The 19,339-nt window shown below is 53.6% G+C and carries 17 protein-coding genes; 7 read left to right on the forward strand and 10 right to left on the reverse strand.

Going from position 1 to position 19,339, the window contains the following annotated elements:
• Window positions 1-254 precede the first annotated feature (254 nt).
• Window positions 255-806: an isopentenyl-diphosphate Delta-isomerase gene (idi, locus tag BM427_RS09760; protein WP_090121188.1), complete on the forward strand. Its 552-nt coding sequence runs from the start codon at window positions 255-257 to the stop codon at window positions 804-806.
• 48 nt (window positions 807-854) lie between these two features.
• Here idi and lysS read toward each other — a convergent pair whose 3' ends face one another.
• The 5 genes from lysS to xerD form a co-directional block, all read right to left on the reverse strand.
• Window positions 855-2,372, reverse strand: coding sequence for a lysine--tRNA ligase (gene lysS / locus BM427_RS09765; protein ID WP_090121190.1), 1,518 nt, complete (start codon window positions 2,370-2,372; stop codon window positions 855-857).
• Window positions 2,373-2,381: 9 nt separating this feature from the next.
• A protein-coding gene (gene prfB, locus BM427_RS09770) for a peptide chain release factor 2 (protein ID WP_139109723.1) occupies window positions 2,382-3,480 on the reverse strand; the annotation gives its coding sequence in 2 pieces (ribosomal slippage) (window positions 2,382-3,404 and window positions 3,406-3,480; 1,098 coding nt in all).
• A gap of 91 nt (window positions 3,481-3,571) precedes the next feature.
• Window positions 3,572-5,305: a single-stranded-DNA-specific exonuclease RecJ gene (recJ, locus tag BM427_RS09775; RefSeq protein ID WP_090121191.1), complete on the reverse strand. Its 1,734-nt coding sequence runs from the start codon at window positions 5,303-5,305 to the stop codon at window positions 3,572-3,574.
• 5 nt (window positions 5,306-5,310) lie between these two features.
• Window positions 5,311-6,024 carry a bifunctional protein-disulfide isomerase/oxidoreductase DsbC gene (gene dsbC / locus BM427_RS09780; protein ID WP_090121193.1) on the reverse strand — a complete coding sequence of 238 codons (714 nt, stop codon included), beginning with the start codon at window positions 6,022-6,024 and terminating at the stop codon, window positions 5,311-5,313.
• 24 nt (window positions 6,025-6,048) lie between these two features.
• A complete protein-coding gene (xerD, locus tag BM427_RS09785; protein WP_090121194.1) occupies window positions 6,049-6,945 on the reverse strand; it encodes a site-specific tyrosine recombinase XerD in 897 nt (298 codons plus the stop codon).
• 100 nt (window positions 6,946-7,045) lie between these two features.
• Between xerD and fldB the strand changes: the two genes are divergently transcribed.
• Window positions 7,046-7,567, forward strand: coding sequence for a flavodoxin FldB (gene fldB, locus BM427_RS09790; protein ID WP_090121196.1), 522 nt, complete (start codon window positions 7,046-7,048; stop codon window positions 7,565-7,567).
• A 19-nt stretch (window positions 7,568-7,586) separates the two neighbouring features.
• On the opposite strand, the gene BM427_RS09795 is transcribed toward fldB, so the two are convergent.
• Both BM427_RS09795 and sdhE read right to left on the reverse strand, forming a co-directional pair.
• Entirely contained in the window at window positions 7,587-8,003 is a 417-nt protein-coding gene (locus BM427_RS09795) for a protein YgfX (RefSeq protein WP_090121197.1), read from the reverse strand.
• Entirely contained in the window at window positions 7,984-8,250 is a 267-nt protein-coding gene (sdhE, locus tag BM427_RS09800) for an FAD assembly factor SdhE (protein ID WP_090121199.1), read from the reverse strand. Before sdhE ends, BM427_RS09795 begins: the two co-directional genes overlap by 20 nt.
• 247 nt (window positions 8,251-8,497) lie before the next feature.
• On the opposite strand from sdhE, the gene ygfZ reads away from it, so the two are divergent.
• The gene (gene ygfZ / locus BM427_RS09805; RefSeq protein WP_090121200.1) at window positions 8,498-9,478 is read left to right on the forward strand and encodes a tRNA-modifying protein YgfZ; all 981 of its coding nucleotides are present in this window, start codon (window positions 8,498-8,500) and stop codon (window positions 9,476-9,478) included.
• Between the two features lie 39 nt (window positions 9,479-9,517).
• Here ygfZ and trhA read toward each other — a convergent pair whose 3' ends face one another.
• Window positions 9,518-10,177 carry a PAQR family membrane homeostasis protein TrhA gene (trhA, locus tag BM427_RS09810; protein WP_090121202.1) on the reverse strand — a complete coding sequence of 220 codons (660 nt, stop codon included), beginning with the start codon at window positions 10,175-10,177 and terminating at the stop codon, window positions 9,518-9,520.
• Window positions 10,178-10,522: 345 nt separating this feature from the next.
• Between trhA and BM427_RS09815 the strand changes: the two genes are divergently transcribed.
• Both BM427_RS09815 and BM427_RS09820 read left to right on the forward strand, forming a co-directional pair.
• Window positions 10,523-11,251: a MurR/RpiR family transcriptional regulator gene (locus BM427_RS09815; protein ID WP_090121203.1), complete on the forward strand. Its 729-nt coding sequence runs from the start codon at window positions 10,523-10,525 to the stop codon at window positions 11,249-11,251.
• A gap of 116 nt (window positions 11,252-11,367) precedes the next feature.
• Window positions 11,368-12,801 (forward strand): 6-phospho-beta-glucosidase, encoded by a 1,434-nt coding sequence (locus BM427_RS09820; protein WP_090121204.1) that lies wholly within the window; start codon window positions 11,368-11,370, stop codon window positions 12,799-12,801.
• A gap of 73 nt (window positions 12,802-12,874) precedes the next feature.
• Here BM427_RS09820 and BM427_RS09825 read toward each other — a convergent pair whose 3' ends face one another.
• Window positions 12,875-13,765 carry a LysR family transcriptional regulator gene (locus BM427_RS09825; protein WP_090121206.1) on the reverse strand — a complete coding sequence of 297 codons (891 nt, stop codon included), beginning with the start codon at window positions 13,763-13,765 and terminating at the stop codon, window positions 12,875-12,877.
• 126 nt (window positions 13,766-13,891) lie between these two features.
• On the opposite strand from BM427_RS09825, the gene BM427_RS09830 reads away from it, so the two are divergent.
• Window positions 13,892-14,638, forward strand: coding sequence for a glucose 1-dehydrogenase (locus BM427_RS09830; protein ID WP_090121207.1), 747 nt, complete (start codon window positions 13,892-13,894; stop codon window positions 14,636-14,638).
• Window positions 14,639-14,789: 151 nt separating this feature from the next.
• Window positions 14,790-16,241 (forward strand): MFS transporter, encoded by a 1,452-nt coding sequence (locus BM427_RS09835; RefSeq protein WP_090121208.1) that lies wholly within the window; start codon window positions 14,790-14,792, stop codon window positions 16,239-16,241.
• 188 nt (window positions 16,242-16,429) lie between these two features.
• On the opposite strand, the gene gcvP is transcribed toward BM427_RS09835, so the two are convergent.
• Window positions 16,430-19,303: an aminomethyl-transferring glycine dehydrogenase gene (gene gcvP / locus BM427_RS09840; protein WP_090121210.1), complete on the reverse strand. Its 2,874-nt coding sequence runs from the start codon at window positions 19,301-19,303 to the stop codon at window positions 16,430-16,432.
• Window positions 19,304-19,339 lie beyond the last annotated feature (36 nt).

Consider the following 19,339-nt stretch of genomic DNA (forward strand, 5'->3'; position numbering starts at 1 on the left):
TTGCTGCAAGGGGGGCATCATGGTTGCAACGGGACCGCGTATTTGTAATATCACGCCGTTCCCGGGATCAAATATGCAGCCCGGACGGGTACTGGTAAGGCCCTTTTCCGCTCTCTGGGCAAAACTTTTCGCCTGATAGCTGTCTATAATCCCGTTTGCCCTGTGGCGCTGTGGCTGGCTGGTTTGCAGGGATTGTGTTCCATGTAGACTGGCTAAGCCCAGCGCCATCTGGCGTTTTACGTTCGGGAGCCGTTATGGGTACACAAGAGCACGTCATTTTAGTAAATGAGCAGGGAGTGATAACCGGTACGCAGGAAAAGTACGCCGCGCACACGTCACAAACTCCGTTACATCTGGCTTTTTCATGCTGGATATTTAATGACACGGGGCAGTCTCTGGTGACACGCCGTGCATTAAGTAAAAAAGCCTGGCCAGGCGTCTGGACCAACTCCGTTTGCGGGCATCCACAAAAAGGGGAAACCACCGAACAGGCCCTTATTCGCCGCTGCCGTTATGAGGTCGGCGCCGGACTCGAGCGGATTACCGCCATCGCACCAGAGTTCCGTTACCGTGAAACCGATCCTTTCGGCATCGTAGAAAACGAAATCTGCCCGGTCTTCGCCGCGCAAATCACGACGCCGTTGACGATTAACTATGATGAAGTGATGGAATATCAATGGGTGGATCTGGATGCGTTATTGCAGGCGCTCACTGTTACGCCCTGGGCTTTTAGCCCGTGGATGGTGGCAGAAGCAGCCAGTGCGCAGGTCGCACTCAGAAATTTTGCCGCCACATTGCAAGTATAAAAAAGCCCCGACATTGTTTACGCCGGGGCTTTGTTTATCGCTGAGTGATTACTTTACTGGACGCATTGCCGGGAACAGGATCACATCGCGAATGGTGTGGCTGTTGGTAAACAGCATTACCATACGGTCAATACCGATGCCCAAGCCCGCCGTCGGCGGCAAACCGTGTTCCAGCGCGGTCACGTAGTCTTCGTCGAAGAACATCGCTTCGTCGTCCCCCGCATCCTTCGCTGCAACCTGGTCAGCAAAACGCTGCGCCTGATCTTCCGCGTCATTCAGCTCGCTAAAGCCGTTACCAATTTCGCGACCGCCAATGAAGAACTCGAAGCGATCGGTGATTTCCGGATTGACGTCGTTACGGCGCGCCAGCGGGGAAACTTCCGCCGGGTATTCAGTAATGAAGGTCGGTTGAATCAGATGCGCTTCGGCCACCTCTTCGAAGATTTCGGTCACGATACGGCCCAGACCCCAGCTCTTCTCAACTTTGATACCGATACTTTCAGCAATCGCTTTCGCGCTGTCGAAGTTATCCAGATCCGCCATGTTGGTTTCCGGACGATATTTCCTGATTGCTTCGCGCATTGTCAGTTTTTCGAACGGTTTGCCGAAGTCGAAAACTTCATCGCCATAAGGCACTTCGGTTTTACCGAGGATGTTCTGTGCCAACGTACGGAACAACGACTCGATCAGTTCGATCAGATCTTTATAATCCGCATACGCCATATAGAGTTCCATCATGGTGAACTCCGGGTTATGGCGGACGGAGATACCTTCGTTACGGAAGTTACGGTTAATTTCGAACACACGCTCGAAGCCACCAACCACCAGACGTTTAAGGTACAGCTCCGGCGCGATACGCAAATACATGTCCAGATCCAGCGCGTTATGATGGGTGATAAACGGACGCGCGGACGCGCCGCCCGGGATCACATGCATCATCGGCGTTTCAACTTCCATAAAGTCGCGGCCCACCATGAACTGGCGAATACCAGCCAGGATCTGCGAACGCACTTTAAAGGTATTGCGGGATTCATCATTAGAGATGAGATCCAGGTAACGCTGGCGATAGCGTGCTTCCTGATCCTGCAAGCCGTGGAATTTGTCTGGCAGCGGGCGCAGGGCTTTGGTCAGTAAACGCAGTTCCGTGCAGTGAATGGAAAGTTCGCCGGTCTTGGTTTTGAACAGCTTGCCGCGCGCGCCAAGGATATCGCCGAGGTCCCATTTTTTGAACTGCTCGTTATACACGCCCTCGGCAAGATCATCACGAGCAACGTACAACTGAATACGACCACCCATATCCTGCAAGGTTACGAATGAGGCCTTACCCATAATACGGCGGGTCATCATGCGACCTGCAACGGCCACTTCGATGTTCAGCGCTTCCAGTTCTTCGTTCTCTTTGTCATCAAATTCAGCGTGCAGCTTGTCAGCGGTCTGGTCACGGCGGAAATCGTTCGGGAACGGCACACCCTGCTCGCGCAGTTGCGCCAGCTTCTCACGGCGGGTTTTCATTTCATTGTTAAGATCGACTGCCGCGTCAACGCCCTGTGCTTGTTGTTCAGACATGTTGGTTCCTCATAACCCTGCTTTCAAACTTGCTTCGATGAATTGATCCAGGCTGCCGTCCAGCACTGCCTGTGTGTTACGGGTTTCTACCCCGGTACGCAGATCTTTGATGCGGGAATCATCCAGGACATAAGAACGGATCTGGCTTCCCCAGCCGATATCTGACTTGGTGTCTTCCATCGCCTGTTTCTCCGCATTTTTCTTTTGCATTTCCAGTTCATAAAGCTTCGCTTTCATCTGCTTCATGGCCTGGTCTTTGTTTTTATGCTGAGATCGGTCGTTCTGGCACTGCGTTACCAGCCCGGTCGGAATATGGGTAATACGCACCGCGGATTCCGTACGGTTAACGTGCTGGCCGCCCGCGCCGGATGCACGATAGACGTCAATACGCAGATCCGCCGGGTTAATCTCAATATCAATATCGTCTTCCACTTCCGGGTAGACAAACGCGGAGCTAAAGGAGGTATGACGACGACCGCCTGAGTCGAACGGGCTCTTCCGCACCAGGCGGTGAACACCCGTTTCGGTACGCAGCCAGCCGTAGGCGTAATCGCCGATGATCTTGATGGTCACAGATTTAATACCCGCGACTTCACCTTCAGACTCTTCGATAATTTCAGTTTTGAAGCCGCGCGCTTCTGCCCAGCGTAGATACATGCGCATCAGCATGCTCGCCCAGTCCTGCGCTTCGGTACCACCGGAGCCCGCCTGGATATCCAGATAGCAATCGGCGCTGTCATACTCGCCGGAAAACATGCGACGGAACTCAAGCTGCGCCAGCTTCTCTTCCAGCCCATCAAGCTCGACGACCGCTTCGTTAAAGGTTTCTTCGTCGTCAGCTTCTACCGCCAGTTCAAGCAGGCCAGAGACATCTTCCAGCCCCTGAGACATTTGATCGAGGGTATCGACGATAGCTTCAAGTGAGGAACGCTCTTTGCCCAGCGCCTGTGCACGCTCTGGCTCATTCCAGACGTCCGGCTGCTCCAGCTCGGCGTTTACTTCTTCCAGACGCTCTTTCTTGGCGTCATAGTCAAAGATACCCCCTAAGAACGTCGGAGCGCTCCGTGAGGTCCTGAATACGATTTTTTACCGGGTTAATTTCAAACATGGTCTGATTTCTTTTAATGGACTTGTCAAAATGCGGTGATAAGGGCGGGAGTTTACCGGATCCACGCCCTTTTTTGTAGCGAATACTGGCGCTAAAGTGGCCAGAGATTCTCGATGATAAGCTGTACGCTACGATTCCCGCGGAACTCGTTGACATCAAGTTTATAAGCAATATTCACCTGCCGCACGCCGTTGTCCGGCCAACAAGTGGTATCGACATTAAAGGCAATGCCATCAAGCAGCGGACCGCCACCGACCGGCTCAAGCATTACCTTCAGGTGACGCTCGCCAACCAGCCGCTGCTGCAACAGTCGAAACTCGCCATCGAACAGCGGCTCCGGGAACATTTGCCCCCACGGCCCGGCTTCACGCAGCATTTCAGCAACGTCCAGCGTCATTTCTTGCGGCGTAAGTGGGCCGTCGGAAACAACTTCGCCCTGCAACAATGCAGGATCCAGCCATTCAGTCACCAGCTCACCGAAGCGCTGTTGGAACTCTTCGAAACGTTGCTCTTCGAGCGTCAAACCGGCCGCCATAGCATGACCGCCAAACTTAAGCATCATGCCAGGGTAGAGCGTATCCAGTCGCTCCAGCGCATCACGCATGTGCAGCCCCTGAATCGAACGCCCGGAACCTTTCAGAACGCCATCGCCAGCGGGCGCGAAGGCAATCACTGGCCGATGAAAACGCTCTTTGATACGCGAGGCAAGAATCCCCACCACGCCCTGATGCCATTCGGGATGATACATCGCCAGCCCGCCGGGCAATGTATCGCGGCTTCGCTCAAACTGTTCGCACAAGGTTAGCGCTTCAGCCTGCATCCCTTGTTCGATCTCTTTGCGCGTCTGATTCAGCGCATCCAGATCGTTAGCCAACTGACGCGCTTCGCCGAGGTTATCGCATAACAACAGCGCGACGCCCACCGACATATCATCCAGCCTGCCCGCTGCATTCAGGCGTGGACCCAGTGCAAAACCCAGGTCGCTCGCCGCCAGTTTCTGTACGTCGCGGTTGGCAATTTCAAGCAGCGCTTTAATACCAGGACGACAGCGCCCGGCGCGGATCCTGCTCAGTCCTTGCCAGGTGAGAATACGGTTGTTGGCATCAAGCGGCACTACGTCTGCTACTGTTCCCAGCGCGACGAGATCGAGCAGTTCCGCAAGATTCGGCATTGCCAGACCGCGCGATTCAAACCAGCCGTTGTCGCGCAGAAAAGCGCGTAGTGCCAGCATCAGATAAAAAGCGACACCAACGCCCGCCAGCGATTTCGACGGGAAATCACAGTCACGCAGGTTGGGGTTCACAATAGCTTCCGCATCCGGCAGGGTATCACCTGGCAGGTGGTGATCGGTCACGACCACAGGAATTCCCAGTTCGTGCGCCCGCGCCACCCCGGCATGCGAAGAAATACCGTTGTCCACTGTCAGGATCAACTGCGCGCCGCGCGCATGCGCCTGATCAACCACTTCCGGGCTGAGACCGTAACCGTCATCAAAACGGTTCGGCACCAGGTAACTCACATTTTCACAACCCAGCGCACGCAGCGCCAGGACGCTGAGCGCCGTGCTGGTTGCACCATCGGCATCAAAATCACCGACCACGATAATGCGCAAACCTTCGCGCAGCGCCTGATAAAGGTGCGAAACCGCCTCATCAATGCCGGTAAGTTGCTGCCAGGGCAGCATGCCATTTACGCTCCGCTCCAGTTCGCTGGCCTTACGCACGCCGCGGCTGGCGTAGAGCCGACGCAGTAACGGCGGTAAGTCTTCCGCCAGTTCTGCAGAATCATCCACCTTACGGCGGCGAAGTTGTATCTGAGCTTTCACGCGTTTTATTTACCGCCGGTGGCTTGCTGATGTTTGTCGAGAAAGGCTTTCATCTCAGCCGGTGCCTGGTAGCCCGGAACAAGGTAGCCATCGCTCAGCACAATAGCCGGTGTTCCGTTGACGCCAAACTGCACGCCCAGGGCGTAGTGGTTAGCAATATCAATATCGCAGCTGGCCGGTTTGATGCCTTTGCCATCCATCGCATCATCAAAGGCTTTATTACGATCTTTAGCACACCAGACCGCTTTCATCTGGTTTTCGACTTCACTCGGCACGCCCTGACGTGGGAACGCCAGGTAGCGGACGGTAATGCCCAACGCGTTATAATCCGCCATCTCACTATGCAGTTTCTGGCAGTAGCCGCAGGTAATGTCAGTGAACACGGTGATCACGTATTTTTCTTTCGGCGCTTTGTAGACAATCATCTCTTTTTCCAGCGCATTCAGGTGCGGCAACAACATTTGCGTGGTGACGTTCACCGGCTGTGCGCCACTGACATCGTACATCGGCCCCTGGATAATATGTTTGCCATCTTCGGTCACATATAGCACACCGCTGTTGGTCAATACCGCTTTCATTCCGGCGACGGGCGCGGGCAATATCTCAGAGCTCTGTACACCCAATTTTGTCAACGACTGCTTGATCGCGGCGTCGTCGGCATGTGCAACGCCAGAAAAAGCCGCTGTCAGCAGGGTGAACATAATCAAATTATTTTTCATAAAACATCCTTTAATTATCAGCAATCACGCCCGCGGGTGATGCTGTTTATGAAGCTTACGCAGCCGCTCGGTGGCCACATGCGTATAAATTTGCGTTGTTGAAAGATCCTGATGCCCCAGCAGCATTTGCACCACGCGCAGATCCGCACCGTGATTAAGCAAATGCGTGGCAAAAGCATGACGCAAAACGTGAGGGGAAAGCTTTTCACTGTCAATCCCCGCCAGCAAGGCATAGTGTTTGATACGGTGCCAGAAAGTCTGCCGTGTCATCTGCTGAGCGCGCTGACTGGGGAACAAAACATCTATCGATACGCCGTTCAGCAACCACGGACGCCCGTGTTCAAGGTAGTTTTCCACCCAATACACCGCATTTTCACCTAATGGCACCAGCCGTTCTTTATTGCCTTTACCAATCACCCGCAACACGCCCTGGCGCAGACTGATATCACTCATGGTCAACCCGACCAGTTCAGAGACGCGAAGCCCAGTGGCATATAAAACCTCAAGCATGGCTTTATCGCGTAACTCCAGCGGTTGGTCAACTACTGGCGCCTGTAAAAGTCTCTCAACCTGCGCTTCCGTTAAATCTTTTGGCAGACGCTGCGGCAGCTTCGGCGAGGCCAGTTGCGCGCTGGGATCGTCGTTACGGATTTTCTCCCGATACAGGTACTGGAAGAGTCTTCGCACGGCGCTGAGCATACGCGCTGAACTGGTAGCTTTGTAGCCGCCATCCACGCGTTCGGCCAGCAGCGCCTGTAAATCATCGATTCTCGCCTGCGCCAGACTACTTCCACGATGATGCAACCACTCAGCCACACCTTGCAAATCGCGGCGGTAGGCGCTGAGCGTATTATCCGCCAGATTGTTTTCCAGCCAGAGCGCATCAAGAAATTGTTCGATACGTGCGAAATCCTGTTCCATTGAAACGCCTCCGTTTCTCAATCGCTGCATTATGCCTGATAGCCGTACGATTCTGGTACACTGCTCATAAGGACATATCCGGAATTGAGAAGTTTACGTTATGAATATTGGCCTGTTTTACGGTTCCAGCACTTGCTATACCGAAATGGCAGCGGAGAAAATCCGCGAAATTATCGGACCGGAACTGGTGACGCTACACAATCTGAAAGATGACAATCCCGCACTGATGGAGCAATACGATGCACTTATCCTCGGCATTCCGACCTGGGATTTTGGCGAATTGCAGGAAGACTGGGAAACCATCTGGGATCGGCTTGATAACCTCAATCTTGACGGCAAAATCATCGCGCTATACGGCATGGGCGACCAGCTCGGCTATGGCGAATGGTTCCTTGATGCGCTTGGCATGCTGCATGACAAACTGGCACCCAAAGGCGTGACGTTTATCGGCTACTGGCCGACGGAAGGCTACGAATTTACCAGCAGCAAACCGGTGATTGCCGATGGTCAACTGTTTGTCGGCCTGGCGCTGGACGAAACCAATCAGTACGACCTGAGCGATTCGCGCATTCAGTCCTGGTGTGAGCAAATCCTGACAGAGATGGCGGAACGGCTGGTTTAAAGCGTAGCCACATCCCCTGTTAATGTAGCCCCTGCGCCGGTTTTTGTGATATTACCCGGCGCAGATCGCGCCACTCCTGCGCATCCATACTATCTGCCGCAAGCCATAAATGTTGATGGCGCCCATCCTCTTCACGGCGCAAGCGCAGCATCATTCCACTGCGTAACATCCATGGCGCTCCAATGATATCCCATTCCACACCCTGCCAGCGCAGGCGAGAATCCATCAACAGTTTGAGTTCCCCATGGCAGGCATTGATCCGCCGCTGGCTGCGCACGCAATCAAAAACCACCAGCGACAGCAACAGCAGCCACAGCGGTGTGTAACTCAAAGGCCAGGGCATCAGCAAAATGAGTGCTGCGCCCAGACCGTGGAGCAAAAGCGAGATCCATTGTGCGCGCCAGGAGACGCGTAACTCAGATTGCCACAGGACCACGATCCCGATTCCGTGTCTGGATTAATTGCACCATTCTTTGTAACTCCGCGTCCTGAGGCTTACCATGATTCATTAACCAGTTGAATAAGTCAGGATCGTCACTTTCCAACAGACGAACAAACAGCTGTTTATCAGCATCGCTCAGCGTGTCGTACTCATGTTCGAAAAAAGGCATGATTGAGATATCGAGTTCACGCATTCCACGGCGGCATGCCCAGTGGATACGGGCTTTGTTGTTAATATCCATGATTTTCTCCCTGCATCATAATAATGGCCCCATTGTAACGTGTTTTTAATACTCCTTTTGCGGAATATTTAGCTTCGCGAGGCCGCTTCCGTAATTAATCGCACCCACTGCAAAAATATCATTACGCTGCGTAATGCTTCGCAACACATGCACAATGGCACAAAACGCATGCTTTATTACTTGCATTGAACAACGGCTCTTTTACCATTAAGAACCAACACAGCGTTAAGCTAATCAGGACATTATTATGCCTTTTACTCCGTTTCCTCCGCGCCAGCCGACCGCATCATCACGTCTGCCGCTGACGCTTATGACGCTCGATGACTGGGCGCTGGCAACGATTACCGGCGCAGATAGCGAAAAATATCTGCAAGGTCAGGTGACCGCAGATGTCACAACCATGGCGCCTGAACAACACCTGCTGGCGGCACACTGTGATTCTAAAGGGAAAATGTGGAGCAATATGCGGTTATTCCACTTCCAGGAAGATTTTGCCTGGATCCTACGCCGCAGCGTGCGTGAAGCGCAGCTTCGTGAACTTAAGAAGTACGCCGTATTCTCTAAAGTCACCATTGAACAAGACGATGAACACGTGCTACTAGGCATAGCCGGTTTTCAGGCGCGCGCGGCGCTGGCAAATCTCTTTACCACTCTTCCGGACAGTGAAAAACAGGTTGTGCATGCGGGCGATACCACTCTGCTGTGGTTTGCGTATCCTGCCGAGCGTTTCCTGCTGGTAACCAGCGCCGCGACAGCACAACAGGTGACCGAAAAACTGCGTGGCGAAGCGCAGCTTAATAACAGTCAGCAGTGGCTGGCGCTGAATATCGAAGCGGGCTTGCCGGTTATTGATGCGCCAAACAGCGGGCAGTTTATCCCACAGGCTACTAACCTACAGGCGCTGGGCGGTATCAGCTTTAAAAAGGGCTGTTACACCGGGCAGGAAATGGTGGCAAGAGCAAAATTCCGCGGCGCCAACAAGCGCGCATTGTGGTATCTGGCGGGGACTGCCAGCCGGGTGCCGGAAGCGGGAGAAGATCTTGAGTTGAAGATGGGAGACAACTGGCGGCGTACTGGTACCGTGCTGGCATCTGTACAGCTTGATGACGGACGCCTTTTGGTTCAAGTGGTTATGAACAACGATATGGAACCCGGCAGCGTTTTCCGCGTACGCGACGATGCGAATACGTTGAGCATCGAGCCACTGCCTTATTCACTGGAAGAGTAAATGCGCTAAGCCGGGGCGGAAATCGCCACCGGCTCTAACTCAAACCTGTCCGACGTACAAATAAATCGCCAGAAAGTGGCAGACACTGCCGCCCAGCACGAAGCCGTGCCAGATTGCATGGTTATAAGGAATACGTTTGCAGACGTAAAAAATCACGCCGAGCGAATAGACCAGGCCGCCCACAGCCAGTAGCGTTACGCCACCAACAGACAGGCGCGTAGCAAGCTGATAAATCACAATGAGCGACAGCCAGCCCATGGTCAGATAGGTCACCAGCGACAGTACTTTAAAACGATGGGCAATGGTGAGTTTAAATAAGATCCCCAGCAGGGCGAGGCTCCAGATAACAATCATCAGCCCATGCGCCAGCGGCGAGTCCAGCCCAACCAGCAGAAACGGTGTATACGTTCCGGCAATCAGCAGATAAATAGCGCAGTGGTCAAATTTCTTCAGCCACACCTTGGCTCGCTGGTACGGAATGGCATGGTAAAGCGTAGAGGCAAGGAACAGCAAAATCATGCTACCGCCATAAAGTGAGTAACTGGTGATAGCCATTGTACTGGCCTTTGCATCGACTGCCTGTACCAGCAGCAGCACCAGCCCGACGATACCAAACACCAGCCCAATTCCGTGGCTGATGCTGTTGGCGATTTCTTCTGCCAGTGTGTATCCCGGTGTGATTAAGGGTTTCTTGACCATAGCTAACTCCAGTAGAACTCAAAAACATTGCATCAATAGAGTAACTGAGAATGATTCCAGTGCACACATGTACGCTAAAAAAAATCATATCAATAATATTCGCGGCATTTAAGCCGAGGGCTGGCGTTACAACTGTTCATACTTCTCGCAAGGAACATACACCCATGAAACGTGAATGTAGGATGAAAGTATGAAGCGGAAATGACAATATGCGGGCCGCTAAATCAGATTCTTATGCCGGGGACAAAACTCAGGGCAAGTCAGCCGGAGTTATGGCAGCATGTGGTCACGCAATTTCACGCCAGCTGAGAACCTTAACAGAGAGCAAAGGACACCACCGTGACGATGTTTACTCACTCCGCCATCACCAGCCTCAATAATCTGGAGATGATGGTCTATCACTATGTGGTCAAAAACCGCGACAAAGTGATGTATATGACGATCCGCGAGCTGGCCAATGCGGCGGACGTCTCCACTACCACGGTGCTACGTTTTTGCCGCAAACTCAACTGCGAAGGTTATTCTGAGTTTCGCATCCGCTTCAAATTATATTTAGAGCAAAATGCATTACCGCAGCCGAATTTTGGTGCCAGTGAAGTTATTAGTTTTTTTAAAAGCGTAAACAACGATGATTTTGATTCACTGTTAAATAAAGCTGTCGATATAATATTATCCTCAGAGCGAGTTATCTTTGTCGGCGCTGGCACATCTGGCGCACTGGCAAAATATGGCGCCCGTTTTTTCTCCAATATCGGAAAATTTAGCAACCATATCGACGACCCTTATTTCCCTGTCACCAATGATATGGCAAAAAATGCACTGGCGATTGTCCTTTCGGTCTCTGGTGAGACTGAGGAAATCCTGCGCTTTGCCGGGCAGTTCAGCCTGCATCACTGTAAAGTGCTCTCCATTACCAGCCATGAACAGTCGCGACTGGCGAAACTGGCGGATTTTAATCTCTCATGGCATATTCCTCCCACGCGTATTCCCGGTGGCTACGATATTACAACGCAAATCCCGGTCATTTATATTCTGGAATCATTAGGGCGCAAACTGGCGAAGAAAATGGCATAAAAAAACAGGGCGTTTTTCTGGTGTAACAAATTACCCAGCCAACAATTTGTTATATCGTGACATTTAATTCACCTTTGTTAGACTCGTTAATAGCCAATATGATGAGAAGAGCAAAGATGAAAAAACTGACTTTACCAAAAGATTTTTTATGGGGCGGTGCCGTTGCCGCGCATCAGGTTGAAGGTGGCTGGAATAAAGGCGGCAAAGGCCCAAGCATTTGCGACGTGCTGACCGGCGGCGCGCACGGTGTACCGCGCGAGATCACCACCGAAGTGGTGGCCGGGAAATATTACCCGAACCATGAAGCGATCGATTTTCACGGTCACTACAAAGAAGACATCAAGCTGTTCGCCGAGATGGGCTTTAAATGCTTTCGCACCTCGATTGCCTGGACCCGCATCTTTCCCAAAGGGGATGAGCAGCAGCCTAACGAAGAGGGACTTAAATTCTACGACAATATGTTCGATGAACTGCTGAAATATAACATCGAACCGGTGATCACCCTCTCCCACTTTGAGATGCCGCTGCACCTGGTGCAGGAATATGGCGGTTGGACCAATCGTAAAGTGGTCGATTTCTTCGTACGTTTCGCGGAAGTGGTTTTCGAACGCTACAAGAGCAAGGTCAAGTACTGGATGACCTTCAATGAAATCAACAACCAGCGTAACTGGAGAGCACCGCTGTTCGGTTACTGCTGCTCCGGCGTGGTCTATACCGATCATGAAAAACCGGAAGAGACCATGTACCAGGTGCTACACCATCAGTTCGTCGCCAGCGCTCTGGCAGTTAAAGCTGCCCGCCGCATCAACCCCGAAATGAAAGTCGGCTGCATGCTGGCGATGGTTGCGCTCTATCCCTTTTCTTGTAAGCCGGAAGACGTTATGTTTGCGCAGGAATCAATGCGCGAGCGCTATGTCTTTACTGACGTCCAGTTGCGTGGTTACTACCCGTCCTATGTGCTGAACGAATGGGAGCGCCGCGGCTTCTCCATCAAAATGGAACAGGGTGACGAACAGATCCTGCGTGAAGGCACCTGCGACTACCTGGGTTTCAGCTATTACATGACTAACGCAGTGAAAGCGGAAGGCGGCAGCGGCGATGCGATCTCCGGCTTCGAAGGCAGCGTGCCAAACCCGCACGTCAAAGCCTCCGACTGGGGCTGGCAGATCGATCCCGTCGGGCTGCGCTACTCTCTGTGCGAACTGTATGAACGCTACCAGAAACCATTGTTCATCGTTGAAAACGGCTTTGGCGCTCACGACAAAGTCGAAGCCGATGGCAGCATCAACGATGACTACCGCATCGATTATCTGCGCGCACACGTTGAAGAGATGATAAAAGCGGTCACTTACGATGGCGTGGATCTGATGGGCTATACACCATGGGGTTGTATCGACTGCGTGTCGTTCACCACTGGCCAGTACAGCAAGCGTTACGGCTTTATCTATGTAAACAAGCACGACGACGGTACGGGTGACATGTCCCGCTCCCGCAAGAAGAGCTTTAACTGGTACAAAGAGGTGATCGCCAGCAATGGCGAAAAGCTGTGATGCCTTGAGACGTTGTCGGTGCCACAAAGCATCGCGGGCTAACCAGAGGAAACATGTTTTCTCTGTGTCGTGTTCAGTAAAATGATCCACGGGTGCACGGTGCTCTCGTCGCCGGGTCGGCAAGCAGCGTATCGGCGATATCCAGCATTGCACGCAAGCGGTCCATATGCCGGAGATCCTCGTGGTAGCCGACCCATATCTCTCGGGATGGCAGTTTATCCTCAGTCTGAATGCGTTGCAGACCAGAAACGGCGTCTCCCAGCGGGAGTGGTAGCACGGCCACTCCCATCCCCTGCAAGCACATTTGCGCCTGAACAGCCCGGCTTGTGCTGGTGAACACACGCCTGGAGTGGGGAAATCTTTCAAGCAACCACGTGACGTCAGGAAAATGTGACTGGGCGCTGTTCATCAGGATAAGCCCCACAGACGCCTGATCGTTGTGCATTGTCTGTGCGGTTTCAGGCGTACCGTAAAGACCATAGGAAATGCTCATCAGGCGACGCTGGACAATGTCCGGTTCGGTAAAAGGCACAAGACGAAAGGCCACATCCGCATCACGACGGGATAAATTAAGTAAGCGGTAGCTGGCGATGATCTCCGGCACCACGGCCGGATGACGGCGCGTCAATTCAGCCAGCACCGGTGCCAGCACATAGCCCGCAAACCACTCGGCACACGAGATCCGCAAAATACCTTCGAGCCGTTGGTGGTTACCCGCCAGGCGTCTTTCCAGTGCCAGTGCCGAATTTTCCATTGATTCCGCAAGGTTCAGCACAGCATCTCCGGCATCGGTCAGCACCAGTCCCTCACGCGTGCGGCGAAACAGCGGCTGCTGTGCCTCATCCTCGAGCACTTTGATCCGTCGCCCCACCGTCGGATGGCTCACGCCCAGGCTTCTGGCGGCCTCGCCGAACGACCCCTTGCGGATCACCGCCAGAAATATCCGTACGTCGCTCCACTCCATACCCGCCTCCGTTCAAAAATGAACATCAAATATACATAAATGGCAGTTCTCTAACAATTATGTAGGCATCACCATAACGTCTCTTCACTAAACAGGCTGCTATGGCCTCATCCGGGATCGGAAAGTATGAATAAATTAAAAAATAAAGTTGCCATCATCACAGGTGCATCCAAAGGCATTGGTGCCGGGATTGCCTACCAACTGGCGGCGGAGGGGGCGAAGGTTATTGCCAACTACGCAACCAATAAAACCTGTGCGGACAGCGTAGTTGCGGACATCGAAGCCGCTGGCGGACAAGCCGTGGCGATCGAGGCAGACGTTACCGACAAGCGCGAGGTTGAGGCGTTGGTCAGTTCGGCGATTGAACATTTTGGGCAGCTGGACATTGTGGTGAATAACTCAGGGATTTATCAGTTCGCTCGGATCGAAGAAACCACAGAAGCACTGTACCGCAAGCAGTTCGACATCAATGTGCCTGGCCCATCGCTGGTCTCTGCCGCCGCCGTGCCGCATTTGGAGAAAGGCGGGAGCATCATCAACATCAGTTCGTTCGTCAAACGCGTATTTATGCCAGAGAGCGCCATTTATAGCGGCTCCAAAGGTGCGATTGACGCCATTACCGGCGTACTCGCGCGGGAGCCTGGTCCGTGCGGCATCAGTGTTAACGCCGTTAACCCTGGCCTAATCGAAACTGAAGGCACGCATGCTACCGGGGCGATAGGCTCAGGCTTCCAGACCTGGAACGAAGCGCAGACGCCGCTTGGTCGTATTGGTCAGGTACAGGATATCGCGCCGATAGTCTCTTACCTTGCATCAGACGACGCAGGTTGGGTGACCGGCGAGGCCATTATAGCGTCTGGCGGCATGCGCTAACGCGCCGCAATTCAATAAAGGCTGCGCGGGCGTTTGGTCTGGCAGTTTGCATGTAGGAGAGATCCGGGGATACCCCGCACACCTGAACCCACATGTTTCATTTGATACCTATTTTGCTTGATTGGGAACCACAGGGTTTCCGGGAGGGTCTATGTCGGCACATAACATGACGCAAGCTGAACCTCGCCGCTGGGCAATGTTCATAATTTTACTGGTGGGAGCCTTTCTGCCACCGCTCGATTTTTTTATCGTTAATGTGGCGCTCCCGTCAATCCAGAGCGATTTAGCCTCTTCGTCTTCCGCGGAGCAACTGGTTATCTCATCGTATGCCGCCGTGTATGCAACCACGTTAATCACCGGTGGGCGGCTGGGTGATCTGTATGGTCGTGGCAGGATGTTTTTCCTTGGGCTGATTGGTTTTGCGGCTGCATCACTATTGTGCGGGATCGCCGGATCGCCGTGGGTGTTGATTGTCGGGCGCGCACTCCAGGGCGCTTCGGCCGCCGTCATGGCACCGCAGGCCCTCGCATCCGTGCAGGCCATCTTCCCTGAAACAGAGAAGCCGTTAGCGCTGGGGTTATATGGCGCCGTGTTTGGCCTTGCTTCCGTTATCGGACAGGCGCTGGGCGGTATCCTGATTACATTGAATCCGTTCAACCTCGGATGGCGGGCCATTTTTCTTGTTAATCTGCCAGTGGCGCTTCTGGTCATTGTTTTTGGTATTCCATTGCTGAAAGAGACACGGGCGCCACATGCCCGTAAACTTGATCCCGGCGGCATGCTGCTGGCAACAGCAACGCTGAGCGCACTGATTATTCCGTTGATTGAAGGCCGTGAGACAGGCTGGCCCTGGTGGACGTGGCTGTTATTCCTTGCAGCTCCGCTGCTGGCCTCGCTTTTATGGCGTTATGAAATATACCTCAACCGTCATGGTGGCTCACCGCTGCTGGATCCTGTCGCGTTATGTGCACCGGGGCTGGGTTGCGGACTGGCGATCGCGCTGTTGTTCTATTCCCTCGCCGCATTCTTTTTATTGTTTTCGGTTTATCTGCAAAGCGCACTGCATGTCGATGCGCTAACAGCTGGCCTGATTTTTCTGCCTTTTGGTGCCGGTTTTCTGATTGGGCCGTTGCTCACACCGTACCTGCGGCGTTTTGCCGGAAATTACCTGAGCACGATCGGGATGGGATGCGAAACCGTCGGGTTAGCAGGACTGGCATGGCTGGTGGCCACAACAGCGACGGGCACGAATCCGGCAATGACGCTACTCGCCGCGCTGCTGTTTATCACCGGTTTTGGCCAGGGCCTGGCGATGCCAATGCTGATGCGCATGCTAACAGGCCGCGTCGCACCGGAATTTGCAGGCATGATTGCCGGCATCACCAGCTCGGCTTTGCAAGTCAGCACCGCACTCAGTGTCGCAGTGATGGGCGGCATTTTTTACAGCATTGTAGGCGACAGCCATAGCGCGACGGATATCACCCATGCGTTTGTCGTCGCAGTCCTGACAATGGCGTGCTGCCTCGCCGCGGGAGCAGGGCTAAGTATCAGGCTTATCCGACAACCTGTTGGGTTACCGCCAGTGCCGAAGGGTTTTCCCTGAGCTGTTGAAATTGCACTGCTGTTGCAGAGGAAGGCGTAACGAGCACCGCAGTCTGTGAATCATGGAAAACATTCAGCGGCCCCTTACCCGATCTACCGCGGTGCCATATCCATAACTATTGCAATCGTCACGGTTCCCCAAAAGAAAAGGGCGCTGAAGCGCCCCTAAAAAATAGTTGAATCAGTGAATTACTGATATTCGCTCATCGGTACACAGGAGCAGAATAGGTTACGGTCGCCGTAGACATCATCCAGACGTTTGACGGTTGGCCAGTATTTGTTTGCGAAGCCTGCAGGGAACACGGCCAGTTCACGGGTATAAGCGTGGTTCCACTCCGCCACCAGTTCATCCTGCGTGTGCGGCGCGTTCACCAGCGGATTATCTTCCAGCGTCCATTCGCCCTGCTTCACGCGGTCGATTTCGCCACGGATCGCCAACATCGCATCGATAAAACGATCCAGTTCGACTTTGCTTTCCGATTCTGTCGGTTCCACCATCAACGTTCCGGCAACCGGGAAGGACATAGTCGGTGCATGGAAACCATAGTCTATCAAGCGTTTAGCGATATCCAGCTCACTAATCCCGGTTTCTTCTTTCAACGGACGAATATCGAGAATACATTCATGTGCAACACGGCCATCACGACCAGTATACAACACCGGGAACGCGTCTTTCAGACGGCTGGCGATGTAGTTAGCATTGAGGATCGCCACCTGGCTGGCCTGTTTCAGCCCCTCCGCGCCCATCATGCGGATGTACATCCAGCTGATCGGCAGAATCGACGCACTACCAAACGGTGCGGCAGAAACCGCTCCCTGGCGCGTCAACATGCCTTCGATTTGCACCACGCTATGCCCCGGAACAAACGGTGCCAGATGTGCTTTCACGCCGATCGGCCCCATCCCCGGACCGCCACCGCCGTGCGGAATACAGAACGTTTTATGCAGATTAAGGTGGGAAACATCCGCGCCGATAAAACCCGGCGAAGTTATGCCTACCTGGGCGTTCATATTTGCGCCATCGAGGTAAACCTGACCACCAAACTGATGCACCACTTCGCACACTTCACGGATCGTCTCTTCATATACACCGTGAGTGGACGGATAGGTCACCATAATGCAGGAGAGGTTATCACCCGCCAGTCTGGCTTTAGCGCGCAGATCGGCAAGGTCGATGTTGCCGTTTTTATCGCAGGCAACGACCACCACCTGCATCCCCGCCATCTGCGCCGACGCCGGATTAGTGCCGTGCGCGGAACTTGGGATCAGACAGATATCACGGTGCCCTTCGTTGCGGCTTTCGTGGTAGCGGCGAATGGCCAGCAGACCTGCGTATTCCCCCTGCGCGCCGGAGTTCGGCTGCATGCAGAGCGCATCGTAACCGGTGAGCTTGACCAGCCACTCAGAAAGCTGAGTAATCAGCTGATGATAACCTTCAGCCTGTTCCGGCGGGCAGAAAGGATGCAGTTCCGCGAACTCCGGCCAGGTGATTGGGATCATTTCGGCTGCCGCGTTCAGTTTCATGGTGCAGGAGCCCAGCGGGATCATCGCCTGATTCAGCGCCAGATCTTTGCGTTCCAGAGAGTGCATATAACGCATCATCTCAGTTTCGCTGTGATAACGGTTGAATACCGGATGTGTCAGGAACGCATCATCGCGCAGCATCCCCTGCGGAATGGAGCGGCTATCGAGCGCAACATCTTTGTCCAGTGCATCAATATCCAGACCATGATTATCGCCCAGCAGAACACCAAACAGCGCCAGAACATCTTCGCGAGTAGTCGTTTCGTCCAGCGTAATACCAACCGCGTTCAGAATGTCGCTGCGCAGGTTGATCTCCTGTGCCTGCGCGCGCGCCAGCACGGCGGCTTTATCCACGACCTCAACGCATAGCGTATCGAAGTAGTGTGCGTGACGGAGTTTCAGTCCTTTATGCTGCAAACCGGTAGCGAGAATGTCGGCCAGCCGGTGAATACGGCCCGCAATGCGTTTCAGCCCTTGCGGGCCGTGGAACACTGCATACAGGCTGGCAATATTCGCCAGCAGAACCTGTGAAGTACAGATGTTGGAGTTGGCTTTCTCACGACGGATATGCTGTTCACGAGTCTGCATCGCCATGCGCAGCGCAGTGTTACCGGCCGCGTCTTTGGAAACCCCGATAATGCGCCCAGGCATTGAGCGTTTGAATTCATCTTTTGCAGCAAAGAACGCAGCGTGTGGACCGCCGTATCCCATGGGCACGCCGAAACGCTGAGCGGATCCAAACACGATGTCGGCACCCTGCTTGCCCGGCGACGTCAACTGCACCAGCGCCATAAAATCGGCAGCGACGCTGACCACGATTTTGCGGGCTTTCAGCTTAGCAATCAGCGTGCTGTAATTGTGTACTTCACCGGTGGTTCCAATCTGTTGCAGCAGAGCACCGAAGACATCCTGGTGATCCAGCGCTTTGTCAGCCGCATCAACAATCACGTCAAAACCGAAGGTTTTAGCACGCGTACGCACGACGTCCAGCGTTTGCGGGTGTACATCATCCGCAACGAAGAAGCGGTTAGCACCTTTCAGTTTGCTCACACGCTTCGCCATCGCCATCGATTCAGCGGCGGCGGTCGCTTCATCCAGAAGGGAAGCGGAGGCGATATCCAGGCCAGTCAAATCCAGCGTCACCTGCTGAAAGTTAAGCAGCGCTTCCAGGCGTCCTTGCGACACTTCCGGCTGATATGGCGTATACGCGGTGTACCAGCCTGGATTTTCCAGCATGTTACGCAGAATCACCGGCGGTAACTGCACTGCGGTGTAGCCCATGCCAATGTAAGACTTAAAGCGCTTGTTGCGGCCCGCGATGGCTTTCAGTTCGGCAAGCGCGGCAAATTCGGTGGTAGCTTCACCTACCTGAGGCGGCATGGCGAGCTGAATATCTTTCGGTACGATCTGCGCAATCAGGGCATTAAGCGAATCTGCCCCTACGGTGTTCAGCATCTCCTGCTGTTGCGATGCGTCCGGGCCAATATGCCTGCCGATAAATGCGGCGCGATTTTCAAGCTGACTTAACGTCTGAGTCATGAGCGATGGTTCCTGAAACGTGCGGTGAATCATATT

Source organism: Kosakonia arachidis, from assembly GCF_900116535.1.
GTDB classification, from domain to species: domain Bacteria; phylum Pseudomonadota; class Gammaproteobacteria; order Enterobacterales; family Enterobacteriaceae; genus Kosakonia; species Kosakonia arachidis.

Bases quoted from the DNA above. Each gene is read 5' to 3' on its own strand.
- idi (WP_090121188.1), top strand. From the start codon at position 255: ATGGGTACACAAGAGCACGTCATTTTAGTAAATGAGCAGGGAGTGATA.
- lysS (WP_090121190.1), bottom strand. From the start codon at position 2,372: ATGTCTGAACAACAAGCACAGGGCGTTGACGCGGCAGTCGATCTTAAC.
- dsbC (WP_090121193.1), bottom strand. From the start codon at position 6,024: ATGAAAAATAATTTGATTATGTTCACCCTGCTGACAGCGGCTTTTTCT.
- xerD (WP_090121194.1), bottom strand. From the start codon at position 6,945: ATGGAACAGGATTTCGCACGTATCGAACAATTTCTTGATGCGCTCTGG.
- fldB (WP_090121196.1), top strand. From the start codon at position 7,046: ATGAATATTGGCCTGTTTTACGGTTCCAGCACTTGCTATACCGAAATG.
- sdhE (WP_090121199.1), bottom strand. From the start codon at position 8,250: ATGGATATTAACAACAAAGCCCGTATCCACTGGGCATGCCGCCGTGGA.
- ygfZ (WP_090121200.1), top strand. From the start codon at position 8,498: ATGCCTTTTACTCCGTTTCCTCCGCGCCAGCCGACCGCATCATCACGT.
- trhA (WP_090121202.1), bottom strand. From the start codon at position 10,177: ATGGTCAAGAAACCCTTAATCACACCGGGATACACACTGGCAGAAGAA.
- BM427_RS09815 (WP_090121203.1), top strand. From the start codon at position 10,523: ATGTTTACTCACTCCGCCATCACCAGCCTCAATAATCTGGAGATGATG.
- BM427_RS09820 (WP_090121204.1), top strand. From the start codon at position 11,368: ATGAAAAAACTGACTTTACCAAAAGATTTTTTATGGGGCGGTGCCGTT.
- BM427_RS09825 (WP_090121206.1), bottom strand. From the start codon at position 13,765: ATGGAGTGGAGCGACGTACGGATATTTCTGGCGGTGATCCGCAAGGGG.
- BM427_RS09830 (WP_090121207.1), top strand. From the start codon at position 13,892: ATGAATAAATTAAAAAATAAAGTTGCCATCATCACAGGTGCATCCAAA.
- BM427_RS09835 (WP_090121208.1), top strand. From the start codon at position 14,790: ATGTCGGCACATAACATGACGCAAGCTGAACCTCGCCGCTGGGCAATG.
- gcvP (WP_090121210.1), bottom strand. From the start codon at position 19,303: ATGACTCAGACGTTAAGTCAGCTTGAAAATCGCGCCGCATTTATCGGC.